This is a genomic window from Leisingera sp. ABD4_442, from assembly GCF_056160905.1.
Genome location: NZ_JBSWYB010000052.1, coordinates 1 through 20728, shown reverse-complemented (window position 1 = coordinate 20728; position 20728 = coordinate 1). Strand labels below are relative to the sequence as shown.

The following is a 20728-nucleotide window of genomic DNA, read 5'->3' as shown; positions in this document are numbered from 1 at the left end:
CCGCAACAGACCCCTCATGCGGCGGAAACCCCATCAAACTCAACGAACAGAACCTCACCCAGCTTTTCAAAGCTGCAATGTGAGGAAGCAAGCCTTTTGCCAGGCTGCAGCGCTCTCCGTCCTGCGGGGAGCGCTTTTTCATGCAGCGTCAGCCGCTGACGTAGACCTTGTCCTTGGGGTAATAAAAAATCTTCTGATTGTGGAGGCGGCCCAGAAGTTCGTGGACGCGGCGCAATGTTTCCTCCGCGCTACTGCCAGGGACAGGCTGGCTCTCGGACAAGCTGTCCCTAGTGGTCTGCAGAGCGGTTTCGATCAGTTCCATGTCCTCAACGGACAGTTCGAACATGTCGTTATACTGGGGCATCTCGGCTCCTTTTCCGGCTGGCTTGACTGGACTGGCTGTCCACAGGCTGCCCCACGGGGCGCCGCAAAGCTACTGAAAACCGTTCTGCTGCCTATTGCCTTCACCGGAAACAGCTGCCGCATTCACCAGCACCGGGCTATAGAGTTTCCCCTAAGCTGATCGCAGGTGTCAGACGGTCGAAAACCAGCCTATCTGCCCCGCGGGTTTCCCGTGATTTCAGGATGATCCGCGCCGCACGCTCTCCGATTTCATGGCGGCAGGCATCGGTGGTCGCCAGTTGTAGCGGCAGCCCCTGCAAAATTTGCAGGTTGTTGAAGCCTGCCAGCGCAATATCGCCGGGAACCGACAGTCCCGCGACCAAACAATGCATCAGCCCGCCCACGCTCATCACATCGCTGGAATAGTAAATGCAATCAAGGTCCGGGCTGCGCGCAAGCATCTGTGACGTCAGCTGGCGGCCGGTCTGGATCGAGCTTTCGCCGGAATAATGTTCCAGGTCGGCAAGTGCCACACCCTGCGCCGCCAGTCCGTCCGTGAATCCGTCAAACCGTTTCCGGGCGCGGAAATCCTGCGGCATCTTGGTTCCGATAAAACCGATCCTGCGGTAGCCGCCTACCAGGATCTGCTCTGCCATATCGCGGCCAACCTGCAGATGTGAAATGCCAATGCAGTGCCGCACCGGATCACCATCCACATCCATCACCTCAACCACCGGGCAATCGGCCTGCTGCAGCATGCGCCGTGTAGCCTCCGTATGCTCCAGCCCGGCAACGATCAGTCCCGAGGGCCGCCAGCTGAGCATTTCACGGATGACACTTTCTTCTTCCTCCAGATCATAACCCGACACCCCGACCACCGGCTTCAAAGGGCTGTCTTTCAAGACAGCAGAAATACCCGAGAGCACCTCGGGGAAGACGAAGCTGTTGAGCGAGGGCACCACCACTGCCACCAGGTTGACCGATTGCGAGGACAAGGACCCGGCAATCCGATTCGGCACGTAGCCATGGGTGCGGGCAATTTCCTCGATCTTCGCCTTGGTCTTGACGGAGACATCCGGGGCGCCGCGCAGCGCGCGGGAGGCGGTCATTTCGCTCACTCCCGCCAGTTTCGCGACGTCTTTCAGCAGCAGTTTCTTCGTCATGCACCCATGCTCTTGCAGTTTGCTGGCCGCTGCAAGGGGCCGCTGGCGGGCGCGGGGGTTGATTTAGCCTACCGTTATCGATATCGGTACCGGTATCGAAACCGTTATCGCTACCGGATTCACTTCCGGTGCAACAGCCGGAGATCAGAGATGACACTGAAGATTGCAATCAACGGCTTCGGGCGGATTGGCCGCGGGGTGCTGCGGGCGCTGCTGGAAAGCGATGCCAAGGATATCGAGGTGGTGGCCATCAACGACCTTTCGCCCCCGGAGACTCTTGTGCACCTGCTGAAATACGACAGCGTTCACGGACGCCTGAAGACACCCGTGTTTTTGGCCGATAACTTGATCCGCGTCGGTCCTCACAGCATCCGTCTGAGTGCGATACGCAACCCGGAAGATTTGCCCTGGCAGGATGTTGACATCGCCTATGAGTGCACGGGCCTGTTTACTGCCCGCGCACAGGCAGCGCGGCATCTTCAGAACGGCTCCAGGCGGGTGCTGATCTCCGCCCCCGGCAAGGATGCCGACCGCACGGTGGTCTATGGCGTCAACCACATGGATCTGGCAGCGGAAGACCTGATCGTCTCCAACGCCTCCTGCACCACCAACTGCCTGGCGCCACTGGCCAAGGTTCTGGACGACGCCTTTGGCATCAAGACCGGCTACATGACCACAATCCACGCCTACACCGGCGACCAGCCGACACATGACACCAGCCACGAGGATCTCTACCGCGCCCGCGCAGCCTCGCTGTCGATGATCCCCACGTCCACCGGGGCGGCCCGGGCGATCTCCGAGGTCCTGCCGCATCTGAAGGGCCGACTGGAGGGCTCTGCCATCCGGGTTCCCACCGCCAATGTCTCCGTTGTGGACCTGAGCTTTGTGCCTGAGCGATCTGCCACGGTTGAAGCTGTCAACGGCGCGGTCAAGGCAGCCGCCGGAAACGGTCTGGAGGGGGTTCTGTCCTACGAGGAGGATCCGCTGGTCTCTGTCGACTTCAACCACGACCCCCACTCCAGCTGCTTTGCTGCTGCCCAGACCTCCGTTACCGCCAACGGGCTGGTGCGTGTTGTCAGCTGGTATGACAACGAATGGGGATTCTCCAACCGGATGCTGGACACTGGCCGCCGCATCGGCACTGTGATGAATGCTGCCGAGGTCGCGCTGGCCAGCTGACTGGATCCTCCCGCCCGTCCTCGGCCCCGCGGGCCTCCTCCCGTTGGGCCCAGAGCCGTGCTGAAGCGCGGCGCTGCAGCGTTTGCCGCAAGGCCTTTGGCCCTCAACAAGGCCAGCCGGCAAAAAAGCTGACTCCAGGATGCGCTAAATCAAACTCCCGTCCGGGTACCGCTGGCATGACCCGCTGAATTGCGCCAGAAATGGCGCAAGACATGACCAGCTACAGGAGACCGGCGTGACCGTCACCCGTGAAACCGTCCTCGAGGCGCTCAAATCCATCACCGATCCCGTCAGCGGCGGCGACATCGTCAGCGCAGGCATCGCCCGCGCGGTGACCGTCGACGGCAGCACCGTCCGCTTTGTGCTGGAGATCGATCCCGGAAAGTCCGAAGCATACGGCCCGGTACGCGACAAGGCCGACGCAGCCATCGCAGCGCTGCCGGGGGTGGAGAAGGTCTCTGCCATGCTAACTGCCCATTCGGAAAAGGCGCCTCCGGACCTGAAGCCGAAGAAAGCCGCCCAGCCGCAGCAGCAGGCGCCGCAAAAAATTCCTGGAGTTGCACGGATCCTCGCTGTGGCCTCAGGCAAAGGCGGCGTTGGCAAGTCCACGGTTTCCGCCAATATCGCCTGCGCCCTGGCGATGCAGGGGCGCAGGGTCGGCCTGCTGGATGCTGACGTCTATGGCCCTTCGCAGCCAAAGATGCTGGGGGTTAGCGGCCGACCTGCCAGCCCAGACGGCAAGACCATCCTGCCTTTGCGCAACCATGGTGTCACAATGATGTCGATGGGGCTGATGACCGGCGAGGATCAGGCCGTGATCTGGCGCGGACCGATGCTGATGGGCGCTTTGCAGCAAATGCTTCTGCAAGTGCAATGGGGAGAGCTGGACGTGCTGATCGTCGACCTGCCGCCGGGTACCGGCGACGTGCAGATGACGCTGGCGCAAAAAACTCATGTGGACGGCGCCATCGTGGTTTCCACCCCGCAAGACGTGGCGTTGATCGACGCGCGCAAGGGCATCGACATGTTCCGCAAGATGAACGTGCCGGTCTTGGGCATGATCGAGAACATGTCCACTCACATCTGCTCCAACTGCGGCCATGAGGAACACGTATTCGGCCATGGCGGCGTGGCGCAGGAAGCGCAAAAGCTAGACGTGCCGCTGCTTGGCGAAGTGCCGCTGCACCTGGACGTGCGGCTGGCCGGCGACAACGGCACCCCAATCGTGGCAGCCAAGCCCGGCAGCCCCCAGGCCAAGGTCTTCCTAGACATTGCCACCCAACTGGTCGACGCAGGCGCCGCCTGACCTCTGCCAGCCCCGGGTCAAGGGCCGCAAAGCGGCGGCGCGCAGCGCTTTTTGCCCTTGAGGCGGGGCTGGCAGACCTGAGAATAGAACTGGCGCTTCAGGGCACACCTGCCCCTGAAGCGCTTCTCAGCAGACTGAATTCGCCGCGCAGCGGCGCCACGCCCAACTGTGAGGCACATTCTTCGAATGTGCAGCAGCAGGCGGGAGTATTTGCATTCCGGATCAAGAGTACTTTTCCAGGAACGCTTCTGCCCGCAATATGCGGAAATCCGGCAGCGCGGCGCGCAGCGCTTCGTGGCTCCAGTTCCACCAGGCTAGGTCCATCATCTGCTCGGCAACCGCTTCAGGATAACGGCGGCGGATCACCTAGGCGGTGTTGCCGCCAACGACGGTGTAAGGCGCTACATCCTTGGTCACTACCGCGCCTGAGGCCACAACAGCGCCATGCCCGATGGTCACCTCTGGCTTAATCATCGCCCCATGGCCGATCCAGGTGTCATGTCCGATACTGGCAGTACGCCCGGCGCGGTGGTCAAACCACTCCGCATCATCCCAGTAGCTTGCCGAACGGTAGAGAAAGTGGTGCAGAGAAGCTTTCTCCATCGGGTGGTCAGAGGCGCCGATCCGCACGAAGCTGGCAATATTGGCAAACCTGCCGATCTCTGCGTTGGCAATGTCACAGATCCGGTCGCAATAGCTGTAGTCGCCGAGCACCGCGTTTGCCACCCGGCTGCCAGCCCCAATCTCCACATAGGCACCTAAACTACTGCCAGTGATCGTGCAGTCCGGGTGGATGAGCGGCGCCTCGCCCTGTAAACGAGCCATGAGCTGTCCTATTGTTGAAATCCGAAACCGGGTCAGGGCAGCAGGAAGGCTTCGCCCTCTGCTTTCCGCAGCTTGCGCTTGGCCTTGCTGCCCTCGCCCTCGCCCTTGATCAGGCGGCGGCGCAGCCAGCCGGAGAACCAGTCCATCAGCATCACCATCAGAATTATCAAGGTAATGTAATAGGCCACCTCCTCCCAGTCCTTCTGGGTGATGATCGCCTGGGTCAGCAACAACCCGATGCCGCCACCGGTGATCGCGCCGATTATGGTCGCCGACCGTGTGTTTGACTCGAGAAAATACAGGAGCTGGCTCAGCAGAACCGGCGTAATTTGCGGGATTACCCCGAAGCGGTAGCGTTGCACCGGCTTGGCTCCGGTTGAGGCCACCCCCTCGATCTGCTTCTGGTCAACGTTCTCCAGCGCCTCGGAGAAGATCTTGCCAAAGGTGCCGGTATCGGTCACCAAAATCGCCAGCGCGCCGGTCAGCGGACCGGGGCCAAAGGCCCGCGCCAGCACCACCGTCCAGATCAGCGAATCGACGCCGCGCACAAAGTCGAAGAGGCGGCGCATGGCAAAGCGGATGCTGCGCAGGGGCATGAAGTTTCGGGTCGCCAAAAAGGCCAGGGGCAGCGCAATGATGCCCGCACCAATAGTACCCAGGAAGGCCATCAGCAGGGTCTCAGCAATGGCCCAGGCCACATCCTGATGGCGCCACATCTTGTTGGTCCAGAACTCCTGGAAGATTGCACCACCCTCGCTGGTGGCAGCGCGCTGCAGAAGTTCCCCTGCCCCCATGCCGTAATACGGGCTGTCGAGGGTAAAGAAGAACAGCTCCCATCCCGCGAAATAGCGGAAAACTTCCGCCCGGTTGCGGGTCACGGTCAGGCGCCCGGCCTCCGTGGTTATGGCCAGGCGGTTCTTCGAAACGCTGATCCATTCCGGCACATCACCGGCAGGCAGTTCCGCTTGCACGCCCGCGCCGCGGCTCGGGCTGGCCCGCACAGTGCCATAGCCGGGGATCACGTATGCGATGGCCTCCGGGCCGAAGGTGACCCTATGCCCGCCCTCCAGATCAATGACTGTGGTCTCGCCCAGGGCTACCCACTCCGGTGACATGCCATCGGGATAGGCCCCCTTGCGCTCGCCCTCAATCGCCACCGACACCTCACCGCTGCGGTTGTCGCGGGTGACATGGGTCTTGTAACTGTAGCTGTCGCTGACCAGGGTCTTGGCGTTGTCCAGGCTGGCACGCTCCCACAGGCCGGCCATGTCAAAGGCTACAAGAACATAGGCCAGATAGGCCAGCACCGCAGCGGGCAGGGCAAAGTTCATCAGCCGCTTCCTGAGGAACAGCCGAGAAATGTCATACTTCAGGTCCGACGGCGTCAGGGTGGTGTCAAAAGTGGTCATGCCTTCGCTCCATTGGTCAGGCGGTCACGCAAGAGGCCGGACAGCTGGTCAACGGCCACGATGGTGACAAACAGAAGAAGGAAGATCGCGGTGGCCTCGTCGTAGCGCCCCTGCCCCCAGGACATGGCGTTCTTCAGCTCATAGCCGATGCCGCCCGCACCGACAAAGCCAAGGATGGCAGAGGCCCGGATATTGATCTCAAAGCGCAAAAGCGCGTAGCTCACATAATTCGGGCCGACCTGCGGAATGACCCCCAGTGTCATCCGCTGCGCCCATGTGGCCCCGACCGAGGTGAGGCCCTCAACCGGTTTCAGGGAGGCATTCTCGTTCACCTCGGAAAACAGCTTCCCCAGCGCGCCGGCGGTGTGGATGGCGATGGCGATCATCGCTGGCACCGGCCCGCCGCCCAAGACAAAGATCAGCACCAGCGCAATGACGATTTCCGGTATGGCCCGGCAGATGTCGCTGATGCGGCGGAACAGCGGGATCAGCATAGGCCAGGGCGCCATGCCACGGGTCGCCAGCAGTGACAGCAGGGTGCCAAACACGGCCCCAATCAGGGTCGAGGCGGCGGCGATGTTCAACGTCTCCACCAGTGCCGGAAAGAAATGCACCACATGCCCCGGCAGCTGCGCGGCCTTTTCGGCGGCTTCCGCAAGAACCTCGGACGGGTAATCAAAGATGCGGGTGAACCCGTCGGCAAAGGAGCCTGCATTGCGCGCATCCGCAGTGCGGAACCCCGCGGCCATCAGCGCCACAAAAACCGCCAGAAGGATACCGCCATAGAGCCGCTTGCGCTGGGTATGAGCAGTGTAGTGCCGCCGGATGTCCTCGATGCCCGGCCGGGCGGCTGTTAAATCTGCCATTTGGGTTTCCTGGTCTTCAAATGATGCCCGATGCAACTGCTATCGGGAAATTACGGAGTTCCAGTGCACGCCCGGAACCCCGCAGAGCACAGTTGAATGAGTCCTGGGCTGAAATTACTCGGACTTCAGTTTCCGGGCTTCGATGATGACCTCATAGGCGTCATGGGTGATCGGCATCAGGCCTTTGGATTCGCCGCCCAGCACGTTATACATGCAGTCCGGGTCGATGGAGTTCATCGAGGCCAGCAATCCGGTCATCTTGACCTTCACATCTTCGGGCAGCTCGGTGCGCAGCACAAACGGGCCTTCCGGGATCGGTGCGGATTTCCAGATTTCGACCATGTCGTTCATGTCGACCAGGCCTGCATCAACCGCACGACGCAGCGCGCCGGAGTTGTAGCCGTCTTCCCACTCACCCAGGCCGTCCGCCCAGGTCACGCCGCCCTGCACATCGCCATTGGCAACCGCAACGATGGTCTGCTCATGCCCGCCGGTAAATTTCACTTCACCGAAGTAGTCGCCGGAGTCCATGGTGGCTCCGGTCACCTGCGGGATTTCGATCGAGGGGATCAGGTAGCCCGAGGTGGAGTTCGGGTCGCCGAAACCGAAGGTCTTGCCCTTAAGATCCGCCAGCGAGGCAACTCCGCTGTCCTTGCGGGCAAATCCGATGGAATAGTAGCCATAGCCGCCATCACTGTTGACCTTGACCAGAACCGGTTCAACCGCTTCAGGATCTGACAGATAGGTCTTGGCATAGCCAGAGGCACCCAGCCACGCCATGTCGATGGTGCCGCCCAAAAGGCCCTGGATCACGCCATTATAGTCGGCAGGGGCAAACAGCTTGGTCTCGACACCCAGCAGCTCCTCGCTCTGTTCACGCAGACACTCCTGCTTGCTCAAACGGTCCTGAGCGTTTTCGCCGCCCAGAATACCGATGCGGAATTCCTTGATCTCTTCTGCCGCAACAGGGGCAGTCAGCGCAGTGGTTGCCAGAACGGCAGCAATCAGTTTCTTCATCTCATGTCTCTCCGGTTGGGTCCCGGCAGAGCAGCCCGCCGGGTCGATGAATTCAGGTTCGGGCTTACTCAGCGGGAATGGCGGAGCGCATCGCGTCCGTCTTTTCCAGCCTTTCGATCTCGGTTGAGGTGGCGGCCTCGGAAAATTCCTCTCCGGCGCCGTAGATCTCCCGGGCCACACCGGTGGTCAGCTGCTCCGGCAGCCCGTCAAAGACGATGCGCCCGTCGCGCATCCCGACCACCCGGTCGCAATAGCGGCGCGCGGTGTCCAGCGTATGCAGGTTGGCAATCACGGTGCGCCCGTCTTCCTCGTGGATGCGGCGCAGTGCCTCCATCACGGTTTGGGCGTTCATCGGGTCCAGCGAGGCAATCGGCTCATCCGCCAGAATGATTTTCGGGTTCTGCATCAGCGCCCGGGCAATCGCCACCCGTTGCTGCTGACCGCCCGACAGCGCCTCCGCCCGTTTGGCGGCATGTTCAGCAATGCCGAGTCGGTCGAGGATGTCGATCGCCGTGTGAATATCAGCCATTGGGTACAGGTTGAACAGCGTCGCCATCGCATTGCGGCGGTTCAACGTGCCGTGCAGAACGTTGGACACCACATCCATCCGCGGCACCAGGTTGAACTGCTGGAAAATCATCGCGCACTCGGACTGCCAGGCGCGCTTGTCCCTGCCCTTCAGGCCGGTGATTTCGCGGTCCTTGAAAAGGATGCGCCCACTGCTGGCGTCCTCCAGCCGGTTCAGCATCCGCAGCAAGGTGGATTTGCCTGCGCCGGAGCGGCCAATGATGCCGATCATGCAGGGCTTGTCGATGTCCAGCGTGGCGGTATCCACCGCGATCTTACCGCCGAAACGTTTGGTCAGTTTGTCAATGCGCAGCACCGGGGCGCTCCCTTCTCGTTCCGGGATTGCCTAGCCGCCCTGCTCAAAGCTCATGTGTCACTGCCGTGAAAGTTTTGTAACGCGGCCCGGCGCAACCCGAAGGCGCGGCACTCAAGGAAACGGACCCGCTGCGCAATCTGCCCCCTGTGCACAGCGGTCCGGACAGTCTATACGGCCTTCGACTCCTCAATTCCCTTTGCAAAAGGAAGCTGCCAGATGTCCTTTGACCGCAAGATCAAGATTGCGCCCTCCATCCTGTCTGCCGATTTCGCCAACTTTGGCCAGGAGATCCAGGCGATCGAATCCCAAGGCGCAGACTGGGTGCATGTGGATGTGATGGATGGGCATTTCGTGCCGAACCTCACCTTCGGTCCGCAAGCCGTGAAGGCGTTCCGCCCGCATGTGAAAACCGTGATGGACGTGCACCTGATGATCGCGCCGGTCGATCCCTATATCGACGCCTATGCCGATGCCGGTGCCGATGTGCTAACCGCCCATATTGAGGCAGGCCCGCACATCCACCGCACCCTGCAGGCGATCCGCGGGGCGGGTATGAAAGCAGGCGTCGCGCTGAACCCCGGAACCCCGGCTGAGGCGGTGGAACATTTGCTGGACCTGACAGACCTTGTCTGCGTGATGACCGTGAACCCGGGCTTTGGCGGCCAGAAGTTCATCGACATGACCGCCAAAATCCGCCGCCTGCGTTCGATGATCGGCGACCGTCCTGTGCATATCGAGATCGACGGCGGTGTCGACCCCACCACCGCGCCGCTGGTGGCCGAAGCCGGCGCCGACGTGCTGGTCGCAGGCTCCGCAGTGTTCAAGGGAGGCTCGGTCAACACTCCGGAAGTCTACGGCGAGAACATCCGCAAGATCCGTGCCTCGACCGAAGGCACCTGGACCTGAGCACCGGCCTCTCCCGCCAATCGCCGGGCGCATCCAAGATGCGCTGCTCTTGTTGGGCCAGGCGCCGCGCGTTCCGCGCGGCGCTTTTTCGTGCTACGGCCAGCGTTTGCGTGCCCAGCCCGGCAAAGCCGGGCCGCGTCCTGATGGCCCTCGACGGGCCGGAAGGGCGCCTGCCCGCCAGTTCAGCTGCTTTTGTTCAGTGAGTCGAAGGTTTTGCCCTCAGCGACCAGCTTCTCAAGCAGCGGCGCGGGCTGCCAGAAGAACCCGTCCTCAACCGCATAGGTCTTGATATCGGCCAGGATGCCATCCAGCCCCTGCAGATCCGCCCATTTCAGCGGCCCGCCCCAGAAGCGGGGGAAGCCATAGCCGAACAGCATCACCATATCCACATCCAGCGGGCGCCGGGCGATGCCTTCGCCCACCACCTTGGCGGCCTCGTTGACCATAGCGCACATATAGCGGCGCAACACCTCCGCGTCGGAGAACTCCCGCGGGGTCACACCCTGCTGCTCCTGATCCTTGGAAATCAGCTCCGCCACCTCCGGGTTCGGCACGCCGCCGCGCTTGCCTGCCTCATAGACATAGAATCCCTTGCCGGTCTTCTGGCCGAAATCGCCGCCCTCGCAGAGCAGCTCGTAGAACCGCGGCACCCGCTCGCGCGGATCCCGCGTCGGCGCACGGCGCTTGCGGGCGGCCCAATTGATATCCAGCCCGGCAAGATCCCCCATTGCAAACGGCCCCATGGGGAAACCGAAAGTGGTCACCACCTTGTCCACCTGGTAGGGCGACGCCCCATCCAGCACCACATATTCCGCCGCCTTGCGGTAGGCGTTCATGATCCGGTTGCCGATGAATCCGTCACAGATGCCAGAGCGCACAGCGACCTTCTTCAACCGCTTGCCCAGGGCAAAGCCGGTGGCCAGAACTTCCGGCGCAGTCTTCTCCGCCACCACAACTTCCAAAAGCTTCATCACATGCGCGGGCGAGAAAAAATGCAACCCAATCACATCCTGCGGGCGGGAAGTTGCCGCGGCGATCTCATCCACATCCAGATAGGAGGTATTGGTCGCCAGCACCGCCCCCGGCTTGCAATGCGCGTCAAGCTTGCCAAAAACCTCACGCTTGACGCCCATGTCCTCGAACACGGCCTCGACCACCAGATCCACCTGGCCCAGCGCGGCATAGTCCGTGGACACGGTCAGTGCCTCGCCGGTCAGCTGATCATATTGCGCCTGGGTGATCTTGCCCCGTTTCAGGGCCCCCTGCAGATTACCCTCGATCCGGCCGCGCGCTGCAGCAACCCCCTCTTCGGTCATTTCGACCAACACCACCAGCAATCCAGCCAGCAGCGCTGCAGTGGCGATGCCCGCGCCCATGGTGCCGCCTCCGATCACCCCCATGGCGGAAACGTCCCGCGGTTCAACGCCTTCCAGTTCCGGCAGCTTGCTGACCGCCCGCTCCGAGAAGAAGGCATGGATCAGCCCCTGCCGCTGATCCGATTCCATCAGCTCAGTGAACAGCGCGCGTTCGCGCTTGAGCCCGGCTTCAAAGCTCTCAGCCTCTACCGCCGCCTGCACCGCCCGCACGGCCGTCGCCGGAGACAGCTGGCCGCGGCCTTTCTTCAGCGTCGCCTCATAGGCTGCATCAAAATCCACCGCTTCCGGCGCAGGCATTTCCCCAACAGCCCGGCGCGGCGCGCCGGCATCCAGCAGTTCCTGCGCATACGTCAGGCCGATTTCACGCGGCTCGCCCTCTTCGATGCGGTCGATGATACCCTTGTCCAGCGCCTCCGCCGCGCTGATGTGGCGGCCCGTGGTAATCATCTCCAACGCCACCTCAGACCCGGACAGACGCGGCAGCCGCTGGGTGCCGCCAGCCCCGGGCAGGATGCCCAGGTTGACCTCCGGCAGCCCCATCTTGGCCGAAGGCACCGCAATCCGGTAATGCGACGACAAGGCCACCTCCAGCCCGCCGCCCAGCGCAGTGCCGTGCATGGCAGAAACCACGAGCAGCGGCGAGGCTTCGATCCGGTTGCACAGGCCCGGCAGCCAAGGTTCCTGCGGCGGTTTGCCGAATTCGCGGATATCGGCGCCAGCAAAATATGTCCTGCCTTCACCGTAGATCAGCACCGCCTTGGCACCCTCCACTTCAGCACGCTCAACCCCGGCCAGCAGCCCCTTGCGCACATCAATGCCCAGTGCGTTCACAGGCGGGTTCTGCGCCTTCAGAACGGCAATATCGCCGACGCGCTCATATGCAATGGCTTCACTCATCCGGTTTTCCTCTCTCTTCCGCGGCGGCAGTGCCTGCGCCTGGCTCCCAACAGATTAGGCACAGCAGCCGAACCGGCGCCAAGCCCCAATGGCAGCAGAAAAACCGCAAACCCCGCGTCGCGGTGCCCACAGCCTCAGGCCGCCTGTCATGCTGGCGGTTACGTAACAGAAACCGATGTAAATGGAAACTTTTTGAAACACCTTATCAGGCAAACCAGCAATGTGGCCTATCAGCTGGCTTCGACCACTCCGCTGCTGATCCAGCCATCCAGGATTTCCAAGACCTTGGCAGAGAACTCTGCATCATTGATATGGCAGTCCAACTCATGCAGCTGAGCATTCCCCGGGCAGCCGCGCCGCATTTCATCACAAAAGACCCCCTGCCCCTCCGCATCATACAGTGGAGCGCCGGGGCGGTCCCATTCGTTGCAGCCGCCAGCCGGCAGCAGCAGCGCCACCGGAGCTTGCGCAGAAGAGAGCTTGCCGCAGATCGCCTGCGCCACCTGCCGCCTTTCCCCCGCTTCCAGCATGGCAGAGGTCAGCAGCCGGTTGTGGGCATGTGTCTCCCGGTCTCGCAGCTGTGCCGGCGTCTCCTGCCAGCCCACAAAATCCACCAGATCGTAGCAGCCCGGCGCCACCATCTGCGGCGTGCCGGATTTCCCGGCATTGGTCATCCGGTCCGCCCCAGCCGAAAGCCCGCCGAACAGGTGGTTCGAAACCTCTTGCGGGGCAAAATCCATCACCGCGGCAAATGCGCCCTCCGCCGCCAGACTCTCAAACGCCCGCCCGCCCATTCCGGTGGCGTGGAACACCGCCACTTCGAACCCGCGGTCCTCCAAAGCGGGTTTCAGCGCCACCATGTAGCGCAGCACGGTCTTACCGAAGGAGGTCATGCCAATCAGCGGCCGGCCGCGTTTGGGCGGCTCCACTGCCCGCGCAGCCCCCAGAACTGCGCCTGCTGCCTGGCTGAGCGACGCCTTGCAGATCGAGTTGAGACCGTAAAGCCCGCCCGCCCAAAGGATCATCTGCACATCGGCCGGCATCCGCTCCGGAGGCATCAGCGGTGAAAACGCAACGGTGGAGACTATGTACTTGGGCACCCCCACCGGCAGGGCCGCGCACATGTCCAGCGCCAGATCCGTGCCCATAGTGCCGCCCAGCACGATCACGCCATCAATGCGGCCCGCACGGTACAGCTCCAGAGCCTTGGCAGCAGCCCCCGCACCCATGATCTGCATGGCAGTATTCTCGTCACCGGAGTCGATTGCCGCCTGGATCGAACTGCCCCCGGCCTCAGCCACCTCATGCTTGCTGACATCTGTTGGCTGGCTGGGATCGCCCAGCACGCTCACATCCATTGTCAGCACATAGCCGCCCTGACCGCGGATCACCTCTGCCAGATATCCCAGCTCATCGTCCTTGGTGTCATAGGTTCCGGCAACCAGGATCGTTTTGCTCGTCATATTCCGTTCTCCCTGCGGCCTGCGCCCTGAAGCACATAAGCCCTTTCATCTTTCCCCAAATACTCCCGCCGGAGGCCGCAGGTTTTGCCTCGCAAATCTGCCTTAGAGCTGGATCCAAGCGGTCTTCAGGTCGGTGTATTTGTCCAGCGCATGAAGCGATTTGTCATGCCCGTTGCCGGACTGGCCGACGCCGCCCAGCGGTACGGTGTTATCTGAACCACCATAGGTGTTCACATGCACAACGCCTGCCCGGATACCCGCCACCATCCGGTGGGCTCGGGACAGATTTGCAGTCCACACTCCTGCGGCAAGGCCATAGTCGGTGGCGTTAGCAAGGCTCAGCGCTTCTTCCTCGGTTTCGAAACTTGTCACTGCCAGCACCGGCCCGAAGACCTCGCGCTGGAACAGTGCGTGATCGCGGGCCACATGGGTGACGATGGCCGGCGCCATATAGGTGCCGCCGGTCTCTTCCAGAATGCGCGTGCCCCCGGTAATCACCTGCCCGCCCTCAGCCCGCGCCATATCCATGAAAGACAGGTTCTGGCGCAGCTGAGTTTCGGAGCTTACAGCACCAACCTGCGTGCCTAGATCCAGCGGATCGCCAACCCGCAGCGCTTCGGTCTCGGCCTTCAGCATTTCCACGAATTCGTCGTGAATGGAGGCTTCGACCAGCAGCCGCGAGCCTGCCACGCAGACCTGGCCCGAATTGCGGAAAATACCTGCAGCCGACACTTTGGCCGCCTTGGCCAGATCCGGTGCATCCGCAAAGACGATGTTCGGAGACTTGCCGCCCAGTTCCAGATAGCAACGCTTGAGGTTTGAGCGCGCCGAGGCTTCCAGCAGCTTGCGGCCAGTCGCACCGGAGCCGGTGAAGGCGAGTACATCCACATCGTTTGACATCGCCAGTGCCGCACCGGCCTCGGCGCCGGAGCCAGTCACCACGTTCAGCACCCCGTCCGGCAATCCGCATTCGGAACAGATCTCTGCCAGCCTGAGCAGCGTCAGCGAAGCGGTCTCAGCAGGCTTCAGCACAACCGAGTTCCCCATTGCCAGCGCAGGCGCGAGCTTCCAGGCGCCGATCATCAGCGGGAAGTTCCAGGGCACAATGGCCCCCACCACCCCCACCGGCATCCGGTGCACCAGCCCCAGCACGTCCGGCGCGGTCGGGGCGACCTCTCCCGCCACCTTATCCAGCGCCTCGGCGTAATAGCGGAAGGTGCCCGCCGCCGATCCCGGCTCGGCCTTCAGCGCCATGTTGAACTCGGTACCGTTGTCGCGCACACCCCGCACTGCCAGCTCAACCGCCTCGACCTCGATCCGGTTGGCAATCCTGTGCAGCACTGCCTTCCGTGCGGCGGGGCTCTGTCCCGCCCAGCGGCGGTCCGCAAACGCCCGCCGCGCCGACGCCACAGCGCTTTCAACATCTGCTGCAGAAGCGCCCGCCAGCGTCGTCAGAACAGATCCGTCAACCGGCGAAGCAACTTCGAGTGTCTGGCCCGAACCTTCTTTCCATGATCCTTCAAGAAAGAGTTTCTGCGGCGCCACATCAAGCTGCCGAAGCTTGTCGATGCGCTGTTGGTCTGCCATTCGGCCTCCTTCAGTTCTTTCCGGTCCTTCAGCACCCGCAGGATGTGGACCGCCAGAACGATGACGATGAGTAGAAACAGGATGAACGCCACCGGGCGGTCGATGAAATCGAGCGGCTCCTTCACCCGGGCCATGCCCGCGCGCAGCTTCACCTCCATGATGCCGCCCAGGACCATGCCCAGGATGATCGGCACCGAAGGCAGCGACAGGCGTTTCAGCACATAGCCGAGGATGCCGAAGGCCGCGGCCATCACGCAGTCGGTGGCGGAGTTGCGCAAACTGTAGACCCCGACAAAGCTCAGCGTCAGGATGCAGACACCGAGGAACCGGTTGGGGATACGGACCACCTGGATCAGCGACTTGGTAGCAAAGAGCAGGAAGACAAGAACCAGGACATTCAGAACCAACAGCGCAAGGTACAGCGCGACGACAAAATCCATGTCATTTTGAAACAGCCCCGGTCCCGGCACCACGTTGTGCACGTAAAAGACCGACAGCATCATCGCCGTCAGCGCCTCGCCCGGGATGCCGAGCGCCAAGAGCGGAACCATGGCGGCGGCGGGCACGGCGTTGTTGGCGGTTTCTGCCGCGATCAGCCCTTCGGAGGAACCATTGCCAAAGTCCTGCGGCCGTTTCGAGGTCTTCTGCGCATAGGTGTATGACATGAACTGGGCGGTGAATTCGCCAACGCCGGGGATCATCCCCATCAGCACGCCGAAAGATGCGGAAACGCCAGCCACGCGGGGGTGGCGGGCCAGCTCGCGCAGCCCCTGGAACATGCCGCCGCGCAGGCGGGTCAAGCGCACCTTCTCATCCTCGTCCGTCAGCAGCACAAAGGCCTGGGAAATGGCGAACAGGCCCAGCACCACCACGATCAGGTTGATGCCGCCGCCCAGGAAGTCCTGACCGAAAGTGTAGCGCTGGGTGTATTTCACCGGCTCCAGGCCGATGGTCTGCAGGAAGATCCCGAAACAGGCCAAGGCGCCGGCAACCAGTGCCTGGCCTCGGTGGGCGACAACCACCAGGATAAGGCCCAACAACGCCGCCAGGAAGATCTCGCGCGAGCCGAACATCGGTGCGACCTTGGCCAGCACCGGCGCAAACAGGATCAGGCAGATGACCGAGAAGATGCCGCCGAAGAAACTGGCGGAGTAAGCAAGGCTCAAGGCCCTGCGCGGCTCTCCCCGCGCGGTCATCGGGTAGCCGTCATAGGTTGTGAGCGCATTGACCGCGGTGCCGGGCGTGTTGATCAGGATCGCCGGGATAGAGCCGCCGTACATGGACGATCCGTAGATCCCCAAGAGGACCGTGAGGCCGACAATCGGGTCCATCGAGAAGGTTGCGGGCAGCAGGATCGCAATGGCAACGGCGGGGCCGACGCCAGGGATAGCGCCGATCAGCACGCCGCCGACCGAGCCCGCTAGCAGCGCCAGCGCCACGTCCCAGCGCATCAGGATGTCAATTGCAGAGAGGATCAGATCCATGACAGGCGCTCAGAGGTAGAGAATGAAGAAGCTGCGCAAAGCGCCGGGCAGATACTCATAGACCAGCGCGCCCGGGATCTTGACCGACAGGAAGCCCTTGAACAGCACCACGACAATGATGGCAAAGGCAACGCCTGCCCAAAGCATGAAGCGGCTGCGGTAGCCCATCCGCCGGCACAGAAGCGGCACGAACGCCATCGTTACAGGCAGGTAGCCGATAATAGGCACCAGCAGGACGTAGCCCATGAACCAGCCTGCAAATTCGAACACCTGCCCCCAGCGTTTCACTTCCCACAGGTCATAACGGCTGACCCGCCGCCAAGGCAGTTTGTAGAGATGCAGGCCGCCCATCAGCGCCATGCCGCCAATGGCGACGGCAGGCCAGAACCGGGGCTGGGCAAACAGCTTGGTCTTCTTGACCCAAGCGGTCTGGTCACCGATCAGGGCCAGCAGCAGCAGCGCCGTGCCCAACAGGATGAGGCCAAAGACCAGCTGTCCGCGCCGCGGCCCGGCAAAGCGGTGTTCACGTTCCGAAGGCATAAGAGGAGTTCTTTGTCCGCGCGAGTGAAAAGGCACCGGGGCCAGTCACGGCCCCAGTGCAGGGGGAGATTTACTCAGACAGCAGGCCACCGATGCGGGCCATGGTGCCGATATCATTGGCGACACGGGCCGCACTGTCGTCCGCGCTTTGCCAATAGACCAGCGCGCCGGTTTCCTTGGCGACGTTCTGGGCACGTTCACTCATCACCGTCTTCTCTGCGACGGCAATGATCTTGTCGCGCACGTCCTGCGGCGTGTCCTTGGTCACAAAGAGACCGTTCCACAAAGCGATGTTCAGGCTCTCGTCCAGCTCGCCGATGGTCGGCGCATCAGGCGCCAGCGGAATGCGCTCATCGGTGATCGAGACCAGCACTTTGACCTGATCCAGGCAGGGCAGCACCAGCTGCAGCGTGGTGTTAATCACATCCGCGTCGCCGGAGGCTAGCGTGTTGCAGTCCAAGGCGTCAAAGGCCGCGTCCGAGCCCCACTCAAAGCCGGCGTTCTTGGCATAAGCCTTGGTCACCTGAGTCGGGGTCAGCACATCGCCAAAGTGCCCCAGCGCCACGTCGTTTTCCTTGGCATAGGCCGCCAGTTCTTCCATCGTGCTGTAGGGCGCATCGCCGGACGTGGCGATCACGAAGGGATAGGTCAGGAAAATCCCCAGCGGGTCGAATTTTTCAGGCGTCAGCGGCGGGATGTCGATCTGGTGGCCCATCACCGGCACGCCGATCACGAAAGAGCCGATGGTGTAGCCATCGCTGGGCGCATTGGCGACCTCGATCGCACCCGGGAACGGCCCGCCGCCGCCGCCCGGCTTGTTCACCACTGCAGCCGCGACGCCGTATTCGTTCTGGAAGTCCTCTGCGATCATCCGGGTCAGCACATCCTCCAAATCACCCGGAGGCCAGGGCACGATGAAATTCACCGGCTTCTCCGGATATTCGGCCTGCGCGGCAACCGCGCTCAGCCCCAAAGCCGCGGCTGCAACCGCACCTTTCATCAGGGTCTTGAGTTTCATGGCTTTCCTCCCAGCTTTTTAGATCGGTTCATTATTCGAACCATTGGTTTGAATTTAGATTGACAGCCCACCCCGTTATCTGTCAACAAAATTGCATCACGGGTGCGCCTTTTTCGAAGATAGCCGCCCGCAAGGACGACACAGGGAGCACAGGCAAGCGCATGGGAACTGTATCCAAAGCCTTGTCATTACTGACATATTTCAACCACGGCAGGACCGGAATCGGGCTGAGCGACCTCACGCGCCTGTCCGGCATGAATAAGGCAACCGTCTACCGGATGATGACCGAGCTGCAGGAATCGGGCTTTGTCGAACAGACCGATGGCGACCGGATGTACCGGCTTGGCCCGCAGGTTCTGCGGCTTGCCGCCCTGCGCGAGGCAGCGGTGCCGATTCTCTCGGTTTCGCGCCGGGTGCTGCGCGATCTGAGCGATGAGACAGGCGAAACCACCCACCTTTCGCTTTTGCAGGGCAGCCAGCTGAATTCGCTGTCGCATGCCTACTCGCCGCGCCATGCCACCAAAGTGATGATGGAAGATGCAGAGGTGCTGACCTACCACGGCACCAGCTCCGGGCTTGCCGTGCTCGCCTATGCCGACCCCGGATTTGTCGACGGCGTGCTGGCCCAGCCGCTGCAAGCCCACACCACGGAAACCGTCACCGACCCGCTGCAGATCCGCATTCAGATTGCCGAGATCCGCGATACAGGCATGGCCCAGTCGATCGGCGGTTTTGAGGCCGATGTGCACTCCCACGCGGTGCCGGTCTTCGGCCCCGACCGCCAGGTAATCGGCGCGCTGGCCGTGGCGGCTCCTGTCTCACGCATGAGCCCCGAACAGAAGCAATTGATCCCGGCAGCCCTGCGCCGCGCGGGTGCCACCCTCACCCATCGTATCGGCGGCTCTGCCCCCGCGGACTACCCGCAGGACGATACCGCCTGACTTCCCCTTCTCCAGCCCCAGCAGGGCTGCATCCAGGAGCTGACCGCATGAAAGACTCCAACTTCCTGAAAGAACACAATGCCAAGTCGCTGTGGCACCCGATGGCGCATCCCGGCGACAGCCTGGCCAATCCGCCCGCTATCATCACCTCTGCGCAAGGGGTGAAGATCACCGATGTGGACGGCCATGAGGTGGTCGATGCAGTCGGCGGCCTGTGGAACGTGAACCTCGGCTTTTCCTGCCAGCCGGTGAAAGACGCCATCGCCGCGCAACTCGATGTGCTGCCCTATTACTCCACCTTCCGCGGCACCACCAATGACCAGGTGATCCAGCTGGCCGAGGAGCTGCGCAAGTTCTTCGCCCCTGACGGTCTGACCCGCGCCTTCTTCACCTCCGGCGGCTCGGATTCGGTGGAAACCGCCCTGCGGCTGGCGCGCCAGTACCACAAGATCCGCGGCGCAGAAGGCCGCACCAAATTCCTGAGCCTCAAAAAAGGCTACCACGGCACCCACATGGGCGGTGCTTCAGTGAATGGCAATGCCAACTTCCGCACTCAGTACGAGCCGCTCTTGCCCGGCTGCTTCCAGATCCCGGCACCGTATACCTACCGCAACCCGTTCAATGAGAGCGATCCGGAGCGGCTGGCCCAGCTTTGCCTGCAGGCGCTGGAGGACGAAATCGCCTTCCAGGGCGCAGGCACTATCGCGGCTTTCATCATGGAGCCGATCCTGGGTGCAGGCGGTGTGATCCCGCCGCACAAGAGCTTCATGCCCGGCGTGCGTGAGATTTGCTCCAAACACGGTATTCTACTGATCGCTGACGAGGTGATCACCGCTTTCGGCCGCACCGGCTCCTGGACCGGCTCGCGGCACTGGGGGGTGCAGCCCGACATGATGGCCACGGCCAAGGCGATTACCAACGGCTACTTCCCATTCGGTGCGGTGATGATCGCGGACCATTTGACCGAGACTTTCGAGAAGGACACCAGCGGCAAAGCCGCCATCGGCCACGGCTACACCTATTCCGGCCATCCGGTTGGAGCCGCGGCGGCGCTGGCTTGCCTGGAAGAGACGCTGAAACTGAATGTGCCGGAAAACGCCACTGCCCGGGGTACCCAGCTGCATCAGGGACTGCTGTCGCTGCAGCAGAAATACGAGCTGATCGGCGACGTGCGCGGCGGCCATGGGCTGATGAGCGCGCTGGAACTGGTTTCAGACTGCGCCACCAAGGCGCCGGTAGACAAGAAAACCATCGGCAGGCTGCAGGAGGTTGCCTATGAGGCTGGCGCCATGGTGCGGGTCTCCGGCCCCAACATCATCCTCTCACCGCCGCTGGTGCTGAGCGAGGCGGAGGCAAATACCATCCTCTCCGCCCTGGACGCAGGCTTCGCGGCGGTGAGCTGACCCAGGCGGCAACCGCTGCCGAGGAGGGGAGGGGAGGGGTGTGGGAGGAAATCGTAGAAAGGGGCGGGGGAGAAAAGGGCTGTGGGGGGGGGGCTTAGGGGGGTAAAAGCACAAGGGGCGGGG

General features: G+C 62.4%; 17 protein-coding genes and 1 pseudogene. 5 read left to right on the top strand and 13 right to left on the bottom strand.

Annotated elements, in window-relative coordinates:
* Positions 1-148: 148 nt before the first annotated feature.
* Together ACXAHG_RS22065 and ACXAHG_RS22060 are read right to left on the bottom strand one after the other, a co-directional pair.
* Positions 149-364, bottom strand: coding sequence for a hypothetical protein (locus ACXAHG_RS22065; RefSeq protein ID WP_475041653.1), 216 nt, complete (start codon positions 362-364; stop codon positions 149-151).
* Between the two features lie 136 nt (positions 365-500).
* On the bottom strand, positions 501-1505 hold the full coding sequence (locus ACXAHG_RS22060) for a LacI family DNA-binding transcriptional regulator (protein WP_475060800.1): 1005 nt from the start codon (positions 1503-1505) through the stop codon (positions 501-503).
* Between the two features lie 150 nt (positions 1506-1655).
* Between ACXAHG_RS22060 and gap the strand changes: the two genes are divergently transcribed.
* On the top strand, positions 1656-2684 hold the full coding sequence (gene gap / locus ACXAHG_RS22055) for a type I glyceraldehyde-3-phosphate dehydrogenase (protein ID WP_475060797.1): 1029 nt from the start codon (positions 1656-1658) through the stop codon (positions 2682-2684).
* 235 nt (positions 2685-2919) lie between these two features.
* Positions 2920-3990, top strand: a complete 1071-nt coding sequence (locus ACXAHG_RS22050; protein WP_475060794.1) for an Mrp/NBP35 family ATP-binding protein — start codon at positions 2920-2922, stop codon at positions 3988-3990.
* Between the two features lie 222 nt (positions 3991-4212).
* On the opposite strand, the pseudogene ACXAHG_RS22045 reads toward ACXAHG_RS22050, so the two are convergent.
* From ACXAHG_RS22045 to phnC, 5 genes and pseudogenes are all read right to left on the bottom strand, one after another.
* A pseudogene (locus ACXAHG_RS22045) lies at positions 4213-4815 on the bottom strand (LbetaH domain-containing protein).
* 32 nt (positions 4816-4847) lie between these two features.
* Positions 4848-6224, bottom strand: a complete 1377-nt coding sequence (gene phnE, locus ACXAHG_RS22040) for a phosphonate ABC transporter, permease protein PhnE (protein WP_475060791.1) — start codon at positions 6222-6224, stop codon at positions 4848-4850.
* Entirely contained in the window at positions 6221-7090 is an 870-nt protein-coding gene (gene phnE, locus ACXAHG_RS22035; RefSeq protein WP_475060788.1) for a phosphonate ABC transporter, permease protein PhnE, read from the bottom strand. Before phnE (ACXAHG_RS22035) ends, phnE (ACXAHG_RS22040) begins: the two co-directional genes overlap by 4 nt.
* Positions 7091-7204: 114 nt before the next feature.
* Positions 7205-8107: a phosphonate ABC transporter substrate-binding protein gene (gene phnD, locus ACXAHG_RS22030; protein ID WP_475041640.1), complete on the bottom strand. Its 903-nt coding sequence runs from the start codon at positions 8105-8107 to the stop codon at positions 7205-7207.
* A gap of 64 nt (positions 8108-8171) precedes the next feature.
* Entirely contained in the window at positions 8172-8990 is an 819-nt protein-coding gene (phnC, locus tag ACXAHG_RS22025; RefSeq protein WP_475041639.1) for a phosphonate ABC transporter ATP-binding protein, read from the bottom strand.
* Positions 8991-9206: 216 nt separating this feature from the next.
* Between phnC and rpe the strand changes: the two genes are divergently transcribed.
* Positions 9207-9896, top strand: a complete 690-nt coding sequence (gene rpe / locus ACXAHG_RS22020; RefSeq protein ID WP_039174918.1) for a ribulose-phosphate 3-epimerase — start codon at positions 9207-9209, stop codon at positions 9894-9896.
* Positions 9897-10078: 182 nt separating this feature from the next.
* Here rpe and ACXAHG_RS22015 read toward each other — a convergent pair whose 3' ends face one another.
* The 6 genes from ACXAHG_RS22015 to ACXAHG_RS21990 all read right to left on the bottom strand — a co-directional run bounded on the left by ACXAHG_RS22015 (position 10079) and on the right by ACXAHG_RS21990 (position 18261).
* Positions 10079-12169, bottom strand: a complete 2091-nt coding sequence (locus ACXAHG_RS22015; protein WP_475041638.1) for a 3-hydroxyacyl-CoA dehydrogenase NAD-binding domain-containing protein — start codon at positions 12167-12169, stop codon at positions 10079-10081.
* Between the two features lie 230 nt (positions 12170-12399).
* The gene (locus tag ACXAHG_RS22010; protein WP_475060786.1) at positions 12400-13632 is read right to left on the bottom strand and encodes a Tm-1-like ATP-binding domain-containing protein; all 1233 of its coding nucleotides are present in this window, start codon (positions 13630-13632) and stop codon (positions 12400-12402) included.
* A gap of 102 nt (positions 13633-13734) precedes the next feature.
* A complete protein-coding gene (locus tag ACXAHG_RS22005) occupies positions 13735-15177 on the bottom strand; it encodes an aldehyde dehydrogenase (RefSeq protein ID WP_475060802.1) in 1443 nt (480 codons plus the stop codon).
* Positions 15084-16703, bottom strand: coding sequence for a tripartite tricarboxylate transporter permease (locus tag ACXAHG_RS22000; protein ID WP_475060783.1), 1620 nt, complete (start codon positions 16701-16703; stop codon positions 15084-15086). Before ACXAHG_RS22000 ends, ACXAHG_RS22005 begins: the two co-directional genes overlap by 94 nt.
* A gap of 9 nt (positions 16704-16712) precedes the next feature.
* A complete protein-coding gene (locus ACXAHG_RS21995) occupies positions 16713-17243 on the bottom strand; it encodes a tripartite tricarboxylate transporter TctB family protein (protein ID WP_475041633.1) in 531 nt (176 codons plus the stop codon).
* A 70-nt stretch (positions 17244-17313) separates the two neighbouring features.
* The gene (locus ACXAHG_RS21990) at positions 17314-18261 is read right to left on the bottom strand and encodes a tripartite tricarboxylate transporter substrate binding protein (RefSeq protein ID WP_475060781.1); all 948 of its coding nucleotides are present in this window, start codon (positions 18259-18261) and stop codon (positions 17314-17316) included.
* A gap of 161 nt (positions 18262-18422) precedes the next feature.
* Here ACXAHG_RS21990 and ACXAHG_RS21985 point away from each other — a divergent pair, with 161 nt between their 5' ends.
* Both ACXAHG_RS21985 and ACXAHG_RS21980 read left to right on the top strand, forming a co-directional pair.
* Positions 18423-19202, top strand: coding sequence for an IclR family transcriptional regulator (locus tag ACXAHG_RS21985; protein ID WP_475060778.1), 780 nt, complete (start codon positions 18423-18425; stop codon positions 19200-19202).
* 47 nt (positions 19203-19249) lie between these two features.
* Positions 19250-20605, top strand: coding sequence for an aminotransferase class III-fold pyridoxal phosphate-dependent enzyme (locus ACXAHG_RS21980; protein ID WP_475060776.1), 1356 nt, complete (start codon positions 19250-19252; stop codon positions 20603-20605).
* Positions 20606-20728 lie beyond the last annotated feature (123 nt).